The 19,941-nt window shown below is 66.2% G+C and carries 17 protein-coding genes; 8 read left to right on the top strand and 9 right to left on the bottom strand.

All coding sequences use genetic code 11. From position 1 onward, the window contains the following. Positions 1–6: 6 nt before the first annotated feature. From ACFWBU_RS06120 to ACFWBU_RS06080, 9 genes are all read right to left on the bottom strand, one after another. Positions 7–930: an urea transporter gene (locus ACFWBU_RS06120; protein WP_169652147.1), complete on the bottom strand. Its 924-nt coding sequence runs from the start codon at positions 928–930 to the stop codon at positions 7–9. A 52-nt stretch (positions 931–982) separates the two neighbouring features. Beyond that, on the bottom strand, positions 983–2,044 hold the full coding sequence (locus tag ACFWBU_RS06115) for an urease accessory protein UreD (RefSeq protein WP_378527807.1): 1,062 nt from the start codon (positions 2,042–2,044) through the stop codon (positions 983–985). Further along, on the bottom strand, positions 2,044–2,676 hold the full coding sequence (ureG, locus tag ACFWBU_RS06110; protein WP_378527806.1) for an urease accessory protein UreG: 633 nt from the start codon (positions 2,674–2,676) through the stop codon (positions 2,044–2,046). Before ureG ends, ACFWBU_RS06115 begins: the two co-directional genes overlap by 1 nt. A 67-nt stretch (positions 2,677–2,743) precedes the next feature. After that, positions 2,744–3,436: an urease accessory protein UreF gene (locus ACFWBU_RS06105; protein ID WP_378527805.1), complete on the bottom strand. Its 693-nt coding sequence runs from the start codon at positions 3,434–3,436 to the stop codon at positions 2,744–2,746. Positions 3,437–3,445: 9 nt separating this feature from the next. Continuing rightward, entirely contained in the window at positions 3,446–5,170 is a 1,725-nt protein-coding gene (ureC, locus tag ACFWBU_RS06100) for an urease subunit alpha (RefSeq protein WP_378527804.1), read from the bottom strand. Further along, positions 5,170–5,595: an urease subunit beta gene (gene ureB, locus ACFWBU_RS06095; protein WP_169621843.1), complete on the bottom strand. Its 426-nt coding sequence runs from the start codon at positions 5,593–5,595 to the stop codon at positions 5,170–5,172. The genes ureC and ureB overlap by 1 nt, the downstream gene beginning before the upstream one ends. 61 nt (positions 5,596–5,656) lie before the next feature. Continuing rightward, positions 5,657–6,553, bottom strand: coding sequence for a sirohydrochlorin chelatase (locus tag ACFWBU_RS06090; RefSeq protein WP_378527803.1), 897 nt, complete (start codon positions 6,551–6,553; stop codon positions 5,657–5,659). A 1-nt stretch (position 6,554) separates the two neighbouring features. Next, the gene (locus ACFWBU_RS06085) at positions 6,555–6,860 is read right to left on the bottom strand and encodes an urease subunit gamma (RefSeq protein WP_169621845.1); all 306 of its coding nucleotides are present in this window, start codon (positions 6,858–6,860) and stop codon (positions 6,555–6,557) included. A gap of 697 nt (positions 6,861–7,557) precedes the next feature. Then, complete coding sequence (locus ACFWBU_RS06080; protein WP_169621846.1) at positions 7,558–9,186, bottom strand: ammonium transporter; 1,629 nt, start codon at positions 9,184–9,186, stop codon at positions 7,558–7,560. Between the two features lie 393 nt (positions 9,187–9,579). On the opposite strand from ACFWBU_RS06080, the gene ACFWBU_RS06075 reads away from it, so the two are divergent. From ACFWBU_RS06075 to uvrC, 8 genes are all read left to right on the top strand, one after another. After that, entirely contained in the window at positions 9,580–12,996 is a 3,417-nt protein-coding gene (locus ACFWBU_RS06075; RefSeq protein WP_378527801.1) for an FUSC family protein, read from the top strand. Positions 12,997–13,134: 138 nt separating this feature from the next. Continuing rightward, complete coding sequence (gene rpe, locus ACFWBU_RS06070; RefSeq protein ID WP_169621848.1) at positions 13,135–13,818, top strand: ribulose-phosphate 3-epimerase; 684 nt, start codon at positions 13,135–13,137, stop codon at positions 13,816–13,818. Continuing rightward, on the top strand, positions 13,815–14,834 hold the full coding sequence (gene ribD / locus ACFWBU_RS06065) for a bifunctional diaminohydroxyphosphoribosylaminopyrimidine deaminase/5-amino-6-(5-phosphoribosylamino)uracil reductase RibD (RefSeq protein WP_169621849.1): 1,020 nt from the start codon (positions 13,815–13,817) through the stop codon (positions 14,832–14,834). The genes rpe and ribD overlap by 4 nt, the downstream gene beginning before the upstream one ends. A 65-nt stretch (positions 14,835–14,899) precedes the next feature. Further along, positions 14,900–15,505, top strand: a complete 606-nt coding sequence (locus ACFWBU_RS06060) for a riboflavin synthase (RefSeq protein WP_169621850.1) — start codon at positions 14,900–14,902, stop codon at positions 15,503–15,505. Positions 15,506–15,579: 74 nt separating this feature from the next. Further along, on the top strand, positions 15,580–16,830 hold the full coding sequence (locus tag ACFWBU_RS06055) for a bifunctional 3,4-dihydroxy-2-butanone-4-phosphate synthase/GTP cyclohydrolase II (RefSeq protein ID WP_169621851.1): 1,251 nt from the start codon (positions 15,580–15,582) through the stop codon (positions 16,828–16,830). Then, on the top strand, positions 16,830–17,312 hold the full coding sequence (gene ribH, locus ACFWBU_RS06050) for a 6,7-dimethyl-8-ribityllumazine synthase (RefSeq protein ID WP_169621852.1): 483 nt from the start codon (positions 16,830–16,832) through the stop codon (positions 17,310–17,312). The genes ACFWBU_RS06055 and ribH overlap by 1 nt, the downstream gene beginning before the upstream one ends. Further along, positions 17,309–17,779, top strand: a complete 471-nt coding sequence (locus ACFWBU_RS06045; RefSeq protein WP_169652143.1) for a PH domain-containing protein — start codon at positions 17,309–17,311, stop codon at positions 17,777–17,779. The genes ribH and ACFWBU_RS06045 overlap by 4 nt, the downstream gene beginning before the upstream one ends. Positions 17,780–17,788: 9 nt before the next feature. Beyond that, a complete protein-coding gene (gene uvrC, locus ACFWBU_RS06040; RefSeq protein ID WP_378527799.1) occupies positions 17,789–19,927 on the top strand; it encodes an excinuclease ABC subunit UvrC in 2,139 nt (712 codons plus the stop codon). The last annotated feature ends 14 nt before the right edge of the window (positions 19,928–19,941 follow it).

The raw sequence follows: 19,941 nt of genomic DNA, 5'->3' as shown, positions 1-19,941 counted from the left end.
CTGTCGTCAGGGACGCTCGGCAGAGGGAATGTAGTGCGCGATCACCAGGAACACCCACGTGGTGAGAATGTACGGCCACGTGTAGGTGGGAACCCCGAGGTCGTGCATCCACAGGGTGACGACTGCGGTGACGACGGTGCCGATCAGCGCGAGGACCCAGGAGACAACACTCTCCTTCAAGAAGGTCACGGAGAGCGCGATCGCGGTGAGCACACCGGAATACCCGCTCAGACCGTTTCCTGTCTCGGTGAGGCTCTCGCCCAGTGCGAGGGCACACAGCGTGCCGACGACACTACCGAGCAAACCCGCCAGACCGACCTTCCAATTCGCAATGAACAGGCCGATGAGGATGAGGGCACCGGCCCAGACATTGTCGACCAGAACCACTTCCGAGACGTTGGTCAGCAACGACCGGAAGAACGCCACCGTGGTCGAGTCGATGGTCATCGACGACGATTCGACCCACCAGCGTTCGAAACCGAAATGGATGATCGTCGCCACGATGCAGAACGGTGCCGTCGTCGACGGGAGTCCGTAGATCTTCAGCGGTGTCCGCATGAACAGTGCATTGACCAGCCACGTGACCGGTGCGGCAAGCGCCCCGCCGACGAGTGCGATGGGGTACGAGAACCACTGGCTGCCGAGGGTGGCAAAGGTCGCAGCGCCGACCAGGGCCCCGGAGAAACCTTGCATACCGAAGATCAGGTCGGACGCTTTCGTACGGATGACCCACCCGGTAAAGGTCTGTGCCACACAGCCGATCGCCACCAGCACTGCCATCTGCCAGCTGGCGACGACGAAGGCCACCATGATGAGCAGCGAGGTGTAGATGTTCGCCTGGAAATAGATCTGTGACGGACCGTGGCCGAACCCCACCAGCCAGGAGCGCGGTGAGGCCATGGAATCCTGCGGTGCAGTTCCCGTAGTCATGTCCAGCTCCTTCGCCGTGCATCCGGTATGGATCGGTGACCGTCGAGCGCCCCTACATCTTGCGGATCGCCGGAGCGGCGAACCCCGTGAGTGCTTCGTGAGCCGCTCCCGCCGCCGCGTGAGTGGCGCGGGCCACCGTGACAGGATCGTTGGCGACCAAGCGCATCCAGACACCAGCGTCGTTCGGCAGCGCACTCACACCGAACAAGCCGTCCGGCAGAGTGGCGGCCAGCGCGTCGTGGAGCAGATCCGCGAGCACGGCGACCGGCACCAGCGGAGTGAACACGTACAACATCGCGAGGATGTCGTGGTCGGCCAGGACGCCGAGACTCGGTGCTGCGGCGGAATCGTGATCCTCGCCGGGACACAGCCGGACCCGGTCGAGTGCCACGAGACGACCGCCGGGCCGCCGGACTTCGACGTCGGACGCGTAGACCTCGTACCTGTGGCGCTCGTCGCGGGCGAGCCGTCCGGCATACACGGTCTCCCCGAGAAGGAGCGTGGCCGATTCGTCGAGCGTCACCGAGGTGTGCTGGTAGAAGCGCGATCCGGCGAACGGAACCACGGGTTCGGGCAGGTACTCGGTGTACGCACCGGCCCCCACCGAGACGTTCGTGACGGACGACGCGTAGTCGTAGTCCATCCGATACACCCTGGTTTGCGCCTGCGTCGTCACATGTGCCGAGGTGCCTGTCCCGAATGTGAGATCGGTGCGCAACCGGTCCGCCTGGAGAATGCCGCCGCCCGAGGACATCACGTACGTGTACGGAACATCGGGGCGCAACGGATCGAAGTACAGCGGGCGCATGATCTGCAGCGGTGACTTCTGATAGTGCTGCACGAGTTCGGTGCGGTCCCGGTCCTGGTTGTGCTCGAAACCGAGTTGGAGGATACCGACCTTGCCCGGGCTCCCGACCGGGAGAGGCGAGTCACCGCCCGCATACCGGAGTACTTCGGCCGGCACCCGGACGGGCTCGAAGTAGTCAGGCTGGAGCCGATATCCACCGGGGTGCACCGGGCGGACGGGTAACGGGCTCACGGGTGCCAAGCCCCGGGGCGCGTTCGGATCCGCCCCGGGATCGAGGGCCCTGCCCGTCGAGATGTCGGCCGTCATCAGACGAGTTCGGTCCGTGCGTCGTTCCACAACGACAAGATCTGGTCGAGGAGTACGTCCAAGCCTTCGCCGGTGAGCGAGTTGGTGAGGACGACGGGGGCGCCATCGCGTACCCGGATGGCGTCACTCTCCATCACGCCGAGATCCGTCCGGACATACTGTGCGATATCGATCTTGTTGATCACCAGGATGTCGCTGTCGGTGATGCCCGGACCCCGCTTACGCGGCATCTTCTCACCTTCCGCCGTGTCGAGGACGAACACGAAGACGTCGGCCAGCGAGGGCGAGAACGTGAGAGTGAGATTGTCCCCACCGGATTCGTAGATCAGCGTGTCGATATCCGGGAATCGCTGCAGCAATTCCTCTCCGACGGCGAGATTCATCGTCGGGTCGTCGCGCACGGCCGTGTGCGGGCACGCGCCGGTCTCGACGCCGACCACTCGCTCGGGGTCGAGCACCCCGTCGAGTTCGCGCCGGACGTGCTGTGCGTCCTCCTGGGTGTAAATGTCGTTCGTGATGACACCCGGAGTGCGTCCGGCTGCGATGAGCAGGGGCACGAGCGCTTCGGTCAGTGCCGTCTTCCCCGATCCCACCGGTCCCCCGATACCGATCCTCAATGCATTGTCACCCATAGTTTTTCGTTCCCCTCGGATCTTCACGGGGCCGGCACTTCGGCCGGCCGCTCTTCGGTATGCGCGGTCAACTGGCGAACAGGCGCGCCTCGGCCCGTTCGTGCTGTGCGGACATGATGTCGGCCATCGGTGCGAAGCCTCCGAGATCGTGAACGTCACGTTCGGCGGCATCGTGTGCCACCTGCTCGATGACCGGGCCGACGGCGTGCAGAATCACCTGCGCCTGCCGGTGATCGGTCAGCCGGAGGCGCAGCGCGGCGCCCACGAAACTCACCGCGAATGCGGAGAGGTCGGAGGCCACCGCGATGCGCGTTCCGACGCCGGTCGCCGAGTAGATGAGAGCGGACACCACCGGCTGGCATCCCGGCGTGGCCCGCGCCTTCACTCGCCGTTGGTACTCGTCCAGCGCATCGCTGCCGAGCACCACGTCGGCAAGATCCGCGAGCTGGTGACCGCTGCGTACGGACGCCCGTCGCATCTCGGCATTCAGCTTGGACGCGAACAGGCGGTGATCGATTTCCTCGACGAGGTCCCAGTCACCCGCCCCCGCCGCCCGATGTGCGGCGGCGAGGGCTGTCGCGTCCCCGGGCCCGACCGTGTGGACGAGCAACGAACACAACAGGTCCTGCACCTCACCGGGGTCGACGAGGCGGGCCTGACTGTAACCCTCCAGTCCGTGCGACATGGTGTAGAAGCCGCTCGGGAACGCCGAGTCCGAGAACTGCAGACTCGTCAGCAACTGGCGAATATCGGACGTCACCGTGTCCCCTCAGGCCAGGAAGAACATCTGTGTGAGCGGGAGGGTCTGCGCAGGATCGATCGCCGCCGGTTTTCCGTCGTACGTGACGTCGTAGGTCTCGGGATCGACTTCGACGACCGGGGTGGCGGTGTTGCGCACCATGTGCTGCTTTCCGATGTTGCGGCACCTCTTCACCGGCAGCACCTGACTCTCCAGCCCCAGCTTTTCGGGCACACCGTTCGCGATCGCCGCCTTCGACATGAACGTGGCTCTCGTGGACTGCAATGCCTTGCCCTGCGCACCGAACATCGGGCGGTAGTACACCGGCTGCGGCGTGGGCAGCGACGCGTTCGGTTCACCCATCAGACCCCAGTTGATCAGGCCGCCTTTGACGATCACCTTGGGCTTGGCGGCGAACGACGTCGTCGGCCACAGCACGATGTCGGCCATCTTCCCTTCTTCGAGCGACCCGATGTAGTCCGAGACGCCCTGGGTGATCGCGGGGTTGATGGTGATTTTCGCCAGGTAGCGCAGCACGCGGAAGTTGTCGTTGTCCGGTGAGTCCTCCGGCAGCTTGCCGCGCTTGTCCTTGCAGTGGTGTGCGATCTGGAACGCACGCATGAAGGACTCGCCGATACGGCCCATGGCCTGTGAATCGGAGGACACCATCGAGATGATGCCTTCGTCGTGGAACACCGTTTCGGCGGAGATCGTCTCGGCACGCACGCGAGAGTCCGCAAATGCGACGTCTTCCGGGATGTCGTGCGACAGGTGGTGGCACACCATCACCATGTCGAGCAGTTCATCCACCGAATTGGCCGTGTAGGGGAGCGTCGGGTTGGTGGAGGACGGCAGCACGTTCGGGTGACCCGTGACCTTGATGAGGTCGGGTGCGTGTCCGCCGCCGGCGCCCTCGCTGTGGAACGTGTGGATCGTCCGGCCGTCGATCGCGTCCAGAGTGTTCTCGACGAAGCCCGACTCGTTGAGGGTGTCGGTGTGTACGGAGATCTGGATGTCGTAGCGGTCGGCGACGTCGAGTGCGTTGCTGATCGCGGCCGGTGTGGCGCCGTAGTCCTCGTGCACCTTCAGACCTGCCGCGCCGGCTTCGATCTGCTCACAGAGCGCCTCCGGCAGGGATCCGTTCCCCTTTCCGAGGAAGCCCATGTTGACCGGCATCGCTTCAGCGGATTCGAGCATCCGGTGGAGGTTCCAGACGCCGGGGGTGGTGGTGACACCGTTGGTGCCGTCCGTCGGTCCGGTGCCGCCACCGAACAAGGTGGTGATTCCGTTCGCCAGGGCCGTCACGCCCTGCTGCGGGGAAATGTAGTGCACGTGGGAGTCGAAGCCGCCGGCCGTCGCGATGCAATGTTCGCCGGCGAGGAGTTCGGTACCCGGCCCGACGACGAGTCGGGGATCGACGCCCTTCTGAAGATGCGGGTTGCCGGATTTGCCGACACCGGCGATCTTCCCGTCCCGCACGCCGATATCGCCCTTGAGGACGCCGAGCACCGGATCGAGGATGATGGCGTTCGTGATGACGAGGTCCAGCACTCCCTGGGCATCGGTTCCCTGGGGGTCGGCACCCATTCCGTCGCGTGCCGTCTTGCCGCCGCCGTAGACGATCTCGTCGCCGTAGTTGCCCTCGTTGAAGTCTTTTTCGATCTCGATGACGAGGTTCGTGTCGGCGAGGGTGACTCGGTCACCCGTCGTGGGTCCGAAGAGGTCCGTGTACTGCTTGCGCGAGATGATTGCCATTACTTTGCGCCCTTCTTCTTCTTCGAGGTGCTCGAGCTCTCTCGCGCCTTGGGTGTGCCGTCCTGGTACTCGAGTTCCTTCATGAGCGCCATGGCACGGATCTTTGTGCCCTCGGAGTCCAGACCGCCGTCGACGAGGTTGTTGAAGCCGATGACGTGGCGGTTGCCGGCGTACGCGACGAGGGTCACTTCACGGGTGTCGCCGGCCTCGACGCGCACCCCCAGCCCGGAAGGCAGATCCAGGTGCATTCCGTAGGCGAGTTCACGATCGAACAGCAGCGCCTTATTGACCTCGAAGAAATGGAAATGGGACCCGATCTGGATTGCACGATCTCCGGTGTTGCTCACCTGCAGGGTGACGCTGCGCCGCCCCGCGTTGATCTCGATGTCGGCTTCGCTGTGGTCGTATGTGGGCTTGGCTACCATGATGATTCCTTCCTCGCGGAGCGGTTGCGTGTTGCAGCGCGCCGTCGGGTCGATCTGCCGGTCAGTGTGAAGACGCGGTAGCGGGGTGTCGGTGGCTGTGTTCGGTGCCGGGATCGTCGCCGGGACGGCTCCGATCTGCGTGCTCGTGTCCGTGTCCGTGTCCGTGGCCGTGCGCGCTGTCCGGCGAGTCGTCGAAAGCGTGCGAATGGGCGTAGCCGTGGCCGTGGTCCGCCATCAGGCCGGACTCGACTCCGGTACGGCCGTGGGCGAGTTCGTGCACTGCGTCGCGGATGCGCGCATCGATGATGCGGATCGCTGCCTGTTCGCTCATCAACGGTCCGTAGAACTCACAGCCGGTAAACCTGCTGTCGTCCAAAGGAACAGGGGACTCCCGGCGAAAGCCTGCCGGAACGACTACGGCGTGCGGGTTGCCGAGCCGTCGCAGCCGTTGCAGAACGTCGACAAGATCGTCGTCGGTGTGTGTCGTGGCAACCTCCACTACGTTGCCTGCTCCGTGGGTGCGCACGAGGTGCGCGACGCGGTGCAGTTCCGCCTCGTCGAAAGGGTCGGAGGAAGGGGCCTGGATCACCATCGCGGCGTCGGACGAGCGGCTCCGAATACCCGTGGCCGCCAGGCGCAGCCACGAGATCAGATGGTCGGGGCTGCCGAACGGCGCCGCCAGCGCGAGACGTTCCGGCGCGCTCGCTGCCAGCCACCGCACCGTCTTGGCGGTGTCGGCCACCAAGGTCGGATTACGCCCCATCGTCATGGGAACGACCACGATCGGGCCGTCTCCGGACGCCAGATGGCGGGTGAGCAGATTGTGGAGCGGCCGGCCGATCGGGGTGACGAACCACCGGTTGCGAGCCTGTTCGAGGTATCGCACGTCCGCGCCCTCGGCGCTTTCGTGGCCCGCGACCAGAATCGTGGTGGTGTCTTTCCCGGCGGGTTCGGCCACGTCAGTTCCCGATCGGGTCGTGGCAGGAGACCAGCTTGCTCCCATCGACGAACGTCGCTTCGACCTGCAAGAGCGGCAGGCGTTCCCGCACGCCCCCCATGCAGTCCTTCTCCGCGACGATCGTTCTTCCCAGTTCCATGACTTCCGCAACCGAGCGTCCGTCGCGAGCGCCTTCCAGGATCGCCTCGCTGATGAGCGCGGTCGCCTCGCTGGCGTTGAGCTTCGTGCCACGTTCGCGTCGGCGGCGTGCAAGTTCTGCAACCTGGTACACGTAAAGCTTTTCGATTTCTCGTGGAGTCAAATCCATTTTCTGCTCCCGCAATGCCGTAGGTTCCGATTCGATGAGCATCTCCCGGCGACGAGCCGGAGCTCGCTGTCTCGGACGATACGCCAGAGCCGCAATGAAGTTCGGCCTTTGGTTTTTTCATCGGACGCGGGCAGCGCCGACGCCGAGACCGATAAGCGCGGCAACACCCGGCGAACCTCCAGATATAGGAACAGCGGTCGTTGTCGTCGTCCGTGAATTGAATATCTATTCATATGTGCAGTCGTTCAGCCTGCATACGTGGCGCCCGACGCTGTAGTGACGTGCGTCTGCTGCTCCGACCCTCCACCGGGGAACGAAAGGCTTCGTGTGCCGGATCCGTGGAAGACTGCATTTCGGCCGATCCGAAGAATGGTCGACTCGGTGGTGCGAATCGGCTGCACAATTTCCGGACGGAACAAAAGCCCGAAACGGACGGATCGCAATTCTTTGTCGTGCGTTCAGTTTCGGAGTCGAGCGAGAGTCGGTGAATTGCGCGTGGACCGCCGGCGGTCGGGTCGCCGTATCGGGTAACGGCAAGCCCGGACATATTTCACGAGGTCCAGAATTGCGGCCAACCGGATTTCCGTACCAGCGTCGTGGTTCTTCGACGGCGGACACATCATCGCCGAATCCGGTCGTGACATCGATAAGGCGTGCGGCGCACAGTCGCCGCACGCCCCTCGACCGCTCGGGTGTGCTATCCGCTCTCGACCGGCACGACGGTCATTTCGACGAGGTCGTCGCCCAACGCCGACAGGGCGCTTCGCACGCTGGTCAGCGACTCCGCAGGGGTCAGGATTTCCGCGCGGACCCGTGGGGTGACATCCATGGTTCGTTTCTGTCCTCGGACCATCTGGTCGACCGACGAAGCCGTCGTGACGAATACCTCGGACAACATCGCGCGGCGGGCACCTGCGGCGAGCACTTCCCGTTCCACGCCCGCGGCCCCGCCCGAGTCGAGAACGGCGGTGACCAGGTACAGCGTGTTTCCGGGCTCCAACGGTTTCGCAGCCCCGGAAACTGTTGCCCCGTCGGCCGTGGGATCGGGGGGAGTGGGACCCTCGTGGTACGCGCTCATCCCTTGCTGGCTGAGGTCGAGGTGTTCTTCTTCCTCGGCACTGACGCGCAGTCCGATCGTCTTGTCGATCGCGAAGGCGATCACCAGCGTGAGCACCAACGCGTAGGCGATCACCGAGGCCAGTGCGACGACTTGATATCCGAGCAGCGTCAATCCGCCACCGTGGAACAGACCGTCTCGGCCGATCGCGTTGATGGCTTCTTCCCCGAAGAGCCCGACGCACAGGGTGCCGAACACGCCGCCGATGAAGTGGACCGCCAGCACGTCGAGCGCATCGTCCACGCGCAGAAGCCGTTTCAGGCCGAGGGCCAGGTAGCAGACAACTCCGGCGAGGGCGCCGATGACTACCGCGGCCCAGCTGCTGACATAACCTGCGGCGGGGGTGATGGTCGCCAATCCGGCGACCGCGCCGGTCACGGCTCCGAGCACGGTCGAATGGCCTTCCCGGTACCGCTCGAACACCAGCCAGACAAGCATCGCAGTGGCACCCGCCAGCTGGGTGTTGACCAACGCCTGCGCGGCAACTCCGTTGGCCTGCAGTCCGTCACCGGCGTTGAAACCGAACCAGCCGAACCAGAGTATTCCCGCTCCCACGATCACCAACGGGACCGAGTGCGGCAGTGGTGCCCGGTTGGGCCGCACCTTGCGCCGCCCGAGGACGATCAACAGACCGAGTGCGGCAGCCCCCGCCGACGCGTGGACAACCATTCCACCTGCCCAGTCCTGCGCTCCCATCTTGGTCAACCATCCCGTGGGGGCCCACAACCAGTGCGCGACGGGTGCGTACACGATCACCGACCAGATGGCGATGAACACTGCCCACCCGAAGGCCTTGAGGCGATTGGCCACTGCGCCGGTGGCCAGCGCCGGGGTGATGATCGCGAACATCAACTGATACGCGAAGAACGCCAGCGTCGGGATCGCCACGGTTTCGGTCACCACGTGGAGGTCCGGCTTGGGGGCGTCGTCGATGTTGGTGAGTGCGACGAATCCGAGATCGGCGACGATCCCGTTACCTCGGTCGTTACCGAACGCGATGCTGTACCCGAAGGCGAACCAGGTGAGCGAGATGATGCCGAGCCCGATCAGATTCTGCTGCAACATCACGAGGGTGTTGCGCTTGCTCACCATGCCGGCATAGAAGAACGCCAGGCCCGGTGTCATGAACAGCACAAGGGCTGCGCACACCAGCACCCACGCGGTGTCACCGGTGTTGATCACGTCTTGGGACAAGGTCGTAGAGGTCATCGACGGGCCTGCGCTTTCGGGCGAGGTGTGTGATCAATCGCGAACGGCTCTGCTGAACAAGGCATTTCGGACTTCTGTCGACCTGGAGATGGTGCCTGCGGGCTTCGCCCTGCATGGTGTCGAGCGGTATGCATCGAGCGACCTCCGATCCTTGCACCGGTCAGTCACGCTTTTCTCGGCACGCCGGCGCACTGTCGCCGGAAGGACGAGACTTGCAGTCCGACGCGAGCATATACACCGTGTTTGTGTCACGCGGGTCAATCGCGTCAACTCGAACGGGCCGCTCATGAACAGGTTCTCGCGGTACACCTCGCGATCGCCCGGATAGTCCGTTCTTCGCCGTCGATCCCGTTATCCCGTACCCGTACGGTCGTGTAGCCCTAGACTTGCGCCGTGGACGCTGTCCAGTGGCTCGGGATCATCATCCTTGGGTTGACGCTGCTGGATGTATTCCTCACCGCCCTCAATTACGACGACGCAGGCTTTCTCACGCGCGCTGTGACGTCGTGGGTCTGGCGTGTCATCAGACGAGTGACGCGAAAGATGTCACGCGGACGGCGACCCGCCGTACTCCGTCAGGTCACGGGCATTCAGCTCATCGTCACGGTGGGCATGTGGGTGGGCGGCACGATCCTGGGATACGCCTTCATCTACGTCGGCATGATGAGGGAGCAAGACTTCCTGTACAACGGCGGCACCGACGATGCCTTCGGCGCAATTTATTTCAGTACAGCCCAGCTCTCCACGGTGGGCACGTCCCAAGTCGTTCCCGACACCGATGTATCCCGGATCATCTCGGTCCTGGAGACTCTCACCGGTGTCGTGCTCGTCTTCCTGATTCTCACGTTTCTTCTCGGGGTCTACGGAGTGATCAGCGCCCTGCGCGGTCTGTCCGCGCAGTTCTACAATCCCGGAAACAGCGTCGGCGACCCGGTCGCGAGCCTGAAGCCGTACTTCCCGGGCGGCGAATCGCGCGACCTCGACTCCAAACTCTCGTCCATCGCCGACAGTTTCAGCAGCTACACCGACGGTGTCCGGCTGCACCACTCCGCCTACTACTTCCAGAGCGGCCGCGACACGTTCTCGCTGCCGTATTCGATCCGGATGCTGAGCGGGGTCGTCGGGGCACTTCGGTGGGGGTTGCCCAGATCCCACCCGGTGACTGTCGAGCCGATGCTGCTTCCGCTCACCGACCAGTTCCTGAAGTTCGCGGACTACATGCATCCTCTGCTCGGGTGGACGAGCACCGATGTTCCCGAGACGAGGTCGCGTGGGGAGTTCCGCCGGCTGATCGGGGAGGACATCGAGCTGCACCGGACGGACGGACATCGCTCGGCGCCTCCTGTCGAGAGCGAGGATCCGTGGGTTGCCCGGTTCGCCCGGGTGAATCGGAAGATGGGCGAACTCGTTCACCTCGAACCACTCACCGATCTCGACGAGGCCTACGAACGGTACGTCGAGTGGCTGCCGTTTGCGTACCGGGCGCAACAGTTCACCGATGCGGTCGGCCGGGACCTCGATTATCAGCCGGTGTACGCGCCCGGCTGGGCGGATGTTCCGGAAACCACTGCTCCGGGAACCCGGAAGCCCGCCACCGGCGGCGTACGAGCCTTCTTCGCCAACCGGTTCACGCTCATCGATCCCGGCTACATCCGGCTATTCGGGTCCTTGCGCGTGCTCATCGCGGCGGTGGTCTCGGTGGCGGTGGTGGCGATCGGCCTCGAACTCGCAGGGAAAGCCCCGATGCCCACGGCCATCTTCGGCGGAATGATCGCGATGTTCGCGGGCGGGGTTGCGGCGCAAAGCGGTGCGCGCCCGGGACTCGCCAAGTTCGGCGGGATGCTGACGCTCGTCCCCGTGGTCGTCGCGGTCGGTTTGATCACCCTGGTTCCACGCGAACGGTTGCCGTCGGTGCTCGCCGTCGCCGCCCTCGCCTTCGTGGGTGTGTTGCTGTCCCGGTTCGGACCACAAGGGGCCGGGCTCGGCCGCGTGTTGTTCATGACGTTCTACTTCAGCCTGCTGCTTCGGCTGAGCCCCGACGATTTCTGGCTGTACGCACTGACGGGGCTGGTGAGCGTCACCGCGTCGGTACTCGTTCAGTTCATTCCGCTCGGTCACGGACACGTCGGGCTCGTACGGAGCGGCGTCCGGGCGTTCGAGAACAGTGTTGCGCACAGCATCGATCCCCTCGTCGATACGGTGTCGGCAGCCCGGTGGGATCCGGATCTGCGCAAACGTATGCACAGCGGACTCGACCAACTCCACCACACCGCGTCCTTTCTGGGAGGTCAGCTCACCAAACAGGACCCGGCCCTGCACTTCTCCGCAGAGCAGCAGAACAACCTGCGAATACGTCTCTTCGATGTCGAGCTCGCAACGGTCAATCTGTCTGCGGCGGCTCGGGATGCGACCGGGTCGGGCATGCCCATCCCGGTCCGGGCTCGGCTCGCCGGCGAACTCGAACAGCTCCAGCTCCACATTCGTAGTTATCCGGACCTTCCGGCGTGGATGGGCGATTCCGGAGACGAGAACGACGCGATCCGTCCACCCGACGACGTGCCCGATCCCATCGACTGGCCTCTGCCGGCGCAGCGGTTGCATCATGCCGTGCGCGAACTCCGGTTTGCTGTGGACGCGTTGCATACCGCCCGCCCCGAAGACCTCATCGGCAGCCCCGGCGACACCGATGGTGCAGGCTCGACTTCCGCGGTCGGAGCGGGATCCGCTGCGGGTGAGCAGGAATCGTCCTCCGCTCCGAGCGGAGGACGCGCGCCGGCCGGCACGAACGCCGGGCCGATCCGACGCGCGGTGCAGGCCGCACTCGCGACCGGGCTGGCCCTCTGGATCGGAGGGTCCGTATCGGAGACCTACCAGTATTGGGCCGCGCTGCCGGCGTTCTTCGTACTGGGTGAGACGGACGGGGAGACGTTTCTCAAGGGGATGCAGCGCATCGTCGGAACCGTGGCCGGAGCCGCGATCGGGTTCGGCTTCGCGATCGTGGTCGGGACCGACACTCCCGTGGTCCTCCCGCTGCTGGCCCTGTGCATCTTGGCGTCGACGTACTTCCGTCCTGTGTCGTCCGTCCTGTCGGCGCTCTGGATCACGGCGTTCGTCGCGTTGCTCTACGACCTGCTGGGAAGACTGGATACCGAAACCATCGAACTGCGTGTCGTGGAGACGGTGATCGGAGCGGGGCTCGCGCTGGTGGTCGCCGCGGTCGTTCTGCCCACCCGTACCCGCACCCGCTTGTCGTCGGACACGTCTCAGTTGGTGCGGACCGTCCAGGACGTCACCGGCATCTGTCTCGCACACCTGCGGTCCGGATCCACGGGGACCCTGGACAGGCAGGAACTCGCACGCCGGGAACTCGCGCTGACCACGCTGGTCCAGAAGGTCGAGGCCACCGCCGTCCCGCTGCGCCGTTCTTCCGGGGCGCTCGATGTCCGGGGGATCGAAGGGCGGCTCACCGCACTGTGGGCTCTGTTGTTCTACACGCGGCATCTGGTGTCCGCCACCGAGCGTCTCTCGGCCGACGAGAACGTCCTGACCGACTCGCAGTGGGGCGCGATCCAGGATATCGGTGAGGACAACTTCGAGGCCCTGCTGACAGCGTTGGCGGGGGAGACGCCCTCCGCGGTGCAGGAGGACATGCAGGCCACCGACGAGTACGACATCCCGCACGACAGCACGTTGTCCCGTGTGCTCCAGTCTCTCGAACGAATCGATCAGACCGTGACCTTCATGGTCGAAGAGGTGTTGCCGAGTGAAGGGCGACTGTCGCGGTTCACGTCGTCGTTCCGCCGGGTCTGAACCCGAATCTCGGGAGACTGTCCGAATACACTGCCGGGCAGTCGTTTCTGTTTCGTCTCGATCCGCGGCGACGCCGCCGGGCGGAGCGTCCGTGCTGGTGACCGGCACGTGCGACGCGCTCGTCTAGACTCGATCGATGTGGCCCACCCGATGATTGCCCCCTCGATTCTGTCCGCCGATTTCGCTCGTCTCGCCGACGAGGCGCAGGCCGTCGCCGGTGCCGACTGGCTCCACGTCGATGTGATGGACGCCCATTTCGTGCCGAACCTGACTCTCGGTCTGCCCATCGTGCAGTCGCTGCTGAAGGCGACGGACATCCCGCTCGACTGCCATCTGATGATCGAGAACCCGGGCCGGTGGGCCCCGCCCTATGCCGAAGCGGGCGCACACAACGTGACGTTCCACGCCGAGGCGACGGACGATCCGGTGGCCGTGGCCCGCGATATCCGCGCCGCAGGCGGTAAGGCCGGACTGTCCGTCAAACCGGGCACCCCCATCGAGCCCTACCTGGAGATCCTCCGCGAGTTCGACACGCTGCTCGTCATGAGCGTCGAACCCGGTTTCGGCGGCCAGGCGTTCATTCCCGACGTACTCGACAAGGCGCGCGCGGTGCGGAGACTGGTGGACTCCGGCGAACTGCGCCTCCTGGTGGAGATCGACGGCGGAATCAACGCGGACACCATCGAAGCGGCGGCGGAGGCCGGCGTGGACTGCTTCGTGGCCGGTTCCGCCGTCTACGGTGCCGAGGATCCGGCCGAGGCGGTGCGCAAGCTGCGCGCACAGGCGGCGGCCGCCTCGCCGCACCTGACGCTCGCGACGTGACGCCCCCCGAAGTCACCGAGGCATTCCAGTTCGCGCTGGATGCGTCGGAGGCCGTGCGGGGAACCACCAGCCCGAACCCGCCGGTCGGCGCCGTGATCCTCGACGCGAACGGGCAGGTCGCCGGGGTAGGTGCCACAGCACCTCCGGGTGGTCCGCACGCGGAAGTGCGGGCCCTGGCTGCGGCCGGCGACCGGGCACGCGGCGGCACCGCCGTGGTCACCCTCGAGCCGTGCAACCACACCGGACGCACCGGCCCCTGCGCCCGCGCGCTCATCGACGCCGGAATCGTGACGGTGTACTACTCCGTCCCGGACCCCGGTCCGGTGGCAGGGGGAGGAGCAGAGACCCTGCGTGCCGCGGGGATCACGGTGCATCCGGGACTCGGGGCCGACGCCGTCATCCACGGCCCGTTGCGGGCCTGGCTTCACCGGGCACGCACCGGCCGGCCCCATGTCACGTGGAAGTACGCGGCGACGCTCGACGGCCGGAGCGCCGCGCAGGACGGAACCAGCCAGTGGATTTCCGGACCGGAAGCGCGTGCCAGGGTGCACGACGAGCGCAGTCGGCTCGACGCGATCGTCGTCGGCACCGGGACGGTTCTGGCCGACGATCCGTGGCTGACCGCCCGGCTGCCCGACGGAGATCTCGCACCGCACCAACCGCTGCGCGTGGTCGTGGGGATGCGGGAGATCCCGACCTCGGCACGTGTGCTCGACGACGCGGCGCCGACGCTCGTGCTGCGTACCCGCGACATCGGGGACGTCCTCGACGCCCTCGCCGACCACCCGGACGTGCTGCTCGAGGGCGGGCCGCGACTTGCCGGGGCGTTCCTCGCCGCGCGCAGTGTCGACCGGATACAGGCCTACCTCGCGCCGATGTTCCTGGGTGCGGGAACGCCCGCTGTGCAGGACGCCGGCGTACACAGCATCACCGAGGCGCTACGGTTTCGTCGGGAGCGCATCGACACCGTCGGCGCGGACGTGTTGTTGACCCTGGTCCCGGAACGGGATCTGTGAGACCGGTCCCGGAACGGGATCTGTGAACCGAACCCGGCCTCGGCCGGGAGTGAAGGAGCCCGAACGTGTTCACCGGCATCGTCGAGGAACTGGGTGAGATCGTGGCGCGAGAGGATCTCGCGGACGCAGCGCGCTTCACCGTGCTCGGCCCGGTGGTGACCTCCGACGCGAAACACGGCGACTCGATCGCCGTCAACGGCGTGTGCCTGACGGTGGTGGACGTGCAGGCCGGCGACTCCTTCACGGCGGATGTGATGCAGGAGACACTGAACCGGTCTTCGCTGGCGCGGCTCGCCGCGGGAAGCCGGGTCAACCTCGAGCGTGCTGCCGCGCTGAACAGCCGGCTGGGCGGGCACCTCGTGCAGGGACACGTCGACGGCACCGGCACCGTGATCTCCCGGGCGCCGTCCGAGAACTGGACGGTGGTGCGAATTTCGCTGCCGGACAGCATCTCTCGATACGTGGTCGAAAAGGGATCGATCACCGTGGACGGAGTGTCCCTCACCGTCTCCGCGCTCGGTGGCGATCCGGGTGACGAGTGGTTCGAGATCTCGCTGATCCCCACCACCTTGTCGCTGACCACTCTCGGTTCAGCCGAGCCCGGCACGCTGGTCAACCTCGAGGTCGATGTGATCGCCAAGTACGTGGAGCGACTGCAGAACGCCCGTTAGGTAGTCGTAGGGTGGACACGACAAGTGGACGCGAAGCACGAGTCGTCCGGATACGAGATTTGGAGCCCAGGCAAGTGACGAGGTTCGACACCATCGAGCGCGCGGTCGCCGATATCGCCGCCGGTAAAGCGGTAGTCGTGGTCGACGACGAAGACCGTGAAAACGAGGGTGACCTCATCTTTGCGGCGGAGAAAGCCACACCCGAACTCGTCGCCTTCATGGTGCGATACACCTCCGGGTACCTGTGCGTCCCGCTCGACGGCGACGACTGCGACCGGCTCGGGCTGCCTCCGATGTACTCGACCAACCAGGACAAGCACGGCACCGCCTACACGGTCACCGTCGATGCGAAGGAAGGCATCGGCACCGGCATCTCCGCGTCCGACCGTGCGGCGACCATGCGCCTGCTCGCCGATGCAGACTCGCGCGCCGACGACTTCACCCGGCCCGGCCACGTCGTGCCGCTGCGTGCCAAGGAGGGCGGTGTCCTGCGCCGCCCCGGGCATACCGAAGCCGCCGTCGATCTCGCCCGCATGGCCGATCTCCGTCCCGCCGGTGTCATCTGCGAGATCGTCTCGCAGAAGGACGAGGGCGAAATGGCCCGCACCGACGAACTGCGTGTCTTCGCGGACGAGCACGAACTCGCACTGATCTCGATCGCCGACCTCATCGCGTGGCGCCGCAGGCACGAGAAGCACGTCGTGCGGGTCGCAGAGGCGAGAATCCCCACCCGGCACGGGAGCTTCACGGCCGTCGGATACCAGAGCATCTACGACGAGGTCGAGCACGTCGCGCTGGTGATGGGAGATATCGCCGGACCGGACGGCGACGGGGCAGACGTCCTGGTGCGGGTGCACTCCGAGTGCCTCACCGGCGACGTCTTCGGTTCACTGCGGTGCGACTGCGGACCGCAGCTCGATGCGGCTCTCGAGATGGTCGCGCAGGAAGGCCGGGGCGTCGTGCTCTACATGCGCGGACACGAGGGCCGTGGAATCGGCCTGATGCACAAGCTCCAGGCCTACCAGCTTCAGGACGCCGGCTCGGACACCGTCGACGCGAACCTCCAGCTCGGCTTGCCCGCCGACGCCCGCGACTACGGCATCGGCGCGCAGATCCTCGTCGACCTGGGTATCTCCTCGATGCGCCTGCTGACCAACAACCCGGCCAAGCGCGTCGGCCTCGACGGCTACGGTCTGCAGATCACCGATCGGGTCCCGATGCCGCTGCGCGCCAACCGCGAGAACCTCACCTACCTGCGGACCAAGCGCGACCGCATGGGCCACGACCTCGTCGGACTCGACGAGTTCGAAGCCGGGGACGCCTGATGAGCGGGGAAGGTCTGCCCGACCTGCAACTCGGTGACGCCGCGGACCTCCGCCTCGCCGTCGTCGCAGGCAGCTGGCACGCCGAGATCTCCGGTGCCCTGATCGCCGGCGCCCTGCGCGTCGCCGATCGCGCCGGCATCACCGACGTCACGGTCGAGCGGGTCGCGGGGGCTGTAGAACTTCCCGTCGTCGCACAGCAACTGGCACGAACCCACGATGCCGTGGTCGCACTGGGCGTGGTCATCCGCGGCGGAACTCCGCATTTCGAGTACGTGTGCGACGCGGTCACCTACGGACTGACGCGGGTTGCTCTCGACGAGAGCACACCCGTGGGCAACGGGGTGCTCACCACCGACACCGAGGAGCAGGCGCGTGACCGCGCGGGACTGCCCGGCTCGGCCGAGGACAAGGGCGAGCAGGCATGCGCGGCCGCACTCGACACCGCCGTGACGTTGCGCCGGCTGCGGGAGGCCCGGACATGACCTCTGCCGACACCCGATGGGAACTCGAGGTCCGACCGGCGAAGATGCGCCTGTGGGTGATCCTCGGTGCCGTCTTCGTCCTCGCCGTACATATCGGCGCCGCGCTGGTCCTGCGCGGCGGCGGCGATTCGGGCGTGCATCTGCGACTGGCGGACCAGATCGCCATTCTCACGATCGGGATCGCGTTGTCGGGCGCCCTGCTGCTGTTCACCCGGCCCCGGTTCCGTGCCGGCGCGGACGGCGTCGCGGTGCGCAACGTCGTGGCCGAGAGACACGTCCCGTGGGACGAGGTTCGCGGTCTGTCGTTCCCCGAGGGCGCGCCGTGGGCGCGTCTCGAACTGCCGTACGACGAATACGTGCCCGTGGTCGCGGTGCAGGCGAGGGACGGCGGAAGTGCGGTCGACGCCCTGGACCGGTTCCGGGAACTCGAAGCCCGGTACAGCCGGGGTGTCGTCGGCGACGACTAACCTGGACTCGTGCCCGACCCCTCCACATACCGCCCGGCTCCCGGCACCATTCCGACGGAACCGGGGGTCTACAAGTTCCGAGACCCGCACGGCCGGGTCGTCTACGTCGGTAAGGCGAAGAACCTCCGCTCGCGTCTGAACTCGTATTTCGCCGACGTCGCATCGCTGCATCCGCGTACCCGGCAGATGGTCACCACCGCCGGCAGCGTCGAGTGGACCGTGGTGCGCACCGAGGTCGAGGCGTTGCAACTCGAGTACAACTGGATCAAGGAATTCGATCCTCGGTTCAACGTCCGCTATCGCGACGACAAGACGTACCCCATGCTGGCGGTGACCCTCAACGAGGAATACCCCCGCCTCTTCGTGTACCGAGGACCGCGCCGCAAGGGCGTCCGGTATTTCGGGCCCTATTCCCACGCGTGGGCGATCCGCGAAACCCTCGACCTGCTGCTCCGCGTCTTTCCCGCCCGCACCTGTTCCGCCGGGGTGTTCAAACGACACACCCAGATCGGCCGTCCCTGCCTGCTCGGCTACATCGACAAGTGCTCGGCCCCGTGTGTCGGCAGGGTCGACGCCGACGAACACCGCCGCATCGTCGAAGCGTTCTGCGACTTCCTCGCCGGCCGTACCGACAAGATGGTCCGCGAAGTCGAACTGAAGATGCAGGCGGCCGCCGACGAACTCGACTTCGAGACCGCAGCCAGGCTCCGCGACGATCTCGGAGCGCTTCGCAAGGCGCTCGAGAAGCAGGCGGTCGTGCTCGGTGACGGGACCGACGCCGACATCGTCGCGTTCGCCGACGACGACCTCGAGGTCGCCGTGCAGGTGTTCCATGTGCGCGGCGGACGGGTCCGAGGCCAACGTGGCTGGGTCGTCGAGAAATCCGGCGACGTGCTCGACCGCCCCGACGACAGGAACACCCCCGGCGAAGCGACCGAGCACGTCGGCGACGTGGAAGAGGTCTCCTTGCTCGTCGAACAGTTCCTCACGCAGTTCTACGGCGAGGAAGCCGCACTCGTATCCGGTGCGCCGGCCGACGAGGAGACACACGAAGGCGGTGCGGTGCCGCGGGAGGTCCTGGTGCCCGCACTGCCCCCGGAACCGGAGGAGATGACTCGCTGGCTCGGCGGTCTGCGCGGCGGCCCGGTGCGCCTGCGGGTGCCGCAGCGCGGCGACAAGAAGGCCCTTGCCGACACGGTGCAGCGCAATGCGAAGGAGGCGCTGGCGCAGCACAAGCTGCGACGCGCCGGTGATTTCACCGCGCGCTCGGCGGCATTGCAGGGAATCCAGGAAGCACTCGACCTCGATTCGGCGCCGCTCCGCATCGAGTGCGTCGACATCAGCCACGTGCAGGGCACCGATGTGGTCGCGTCGCTGGTGGTGTTCGAAGACGGACTGCCCCGCAAGTCCGACTACCGGCACTACGGCATCAAGCATGCCGCCGGCGACGGGCACTCCGACGACGTCGCGTCCATCGCGGAGGTCACGCGCCGCCGGTTCCTGCGTCACCAACGCGACACGACACCGGCCGATGCCGGCAACGGCGGCGATTTCGCGCCCGAAGCCGCGCTGGATCCCGCGACCGGCCGCCCCCGCCGATTCGCCTATCCGCCGAACCTCTACGTCGTCGACGGCGGTGCCCCGCAGGTGGCGGCGGCCGCAGAGGTCCTCGACGAACTGGGGATCACCGACGTCGCCGTGATCGGCCTCGCCAAGCGACTCGAGGAGGTGTGGGTACCGGGGGAGGAAGACCCGGTGATCCTGCCGCGCACCAGCGAGTCGCTCTACCTGCTGCAGCGCATCCGCGACGAAGCGCACCGCTTCGCGATCACCTTCCACCGCAGCAAGCGTTCCCGCCGTATGACCGCCTCGGCGCTCGACGGGGTCAAAGGCCTCGGGGAGACCCGTCGCAAGGCGCTCGTCACCCACTTCGGCTCGGTCGCGCGGTTGCGCGAGGCGGACGTCGAGGAGATCACCGCTGTGCCGGGTATCGGCAAGACCACCGCACAGGCGGTTCTCGATGCGCTGCAGGCCGAGCGCACCCCGCCGGGTTCCAGCAAGGACGCCGACCCGGGTGCGCCGGTCCCGTCCGTGGGCGATGATGACCCGGTCGGCGTGTCGGCGTCGCGAGCGGAGGCTGAACAGTGACGGAAGTGGATCGT

This window comes from Rhodococcus sp. NPDC060084, assembly GCF_042730335.1.
Lineage (GTDB): Bacteria > Actinomycetota > Actinomycetes > Mycobacteriales > Mycobacteriaceae > Rhodococcus.
The sequence above is the reverse complement of the archived record's forward strand: the minus strand, read 5'-3'. Positions and strand labels throughout refer to the sequence as shown.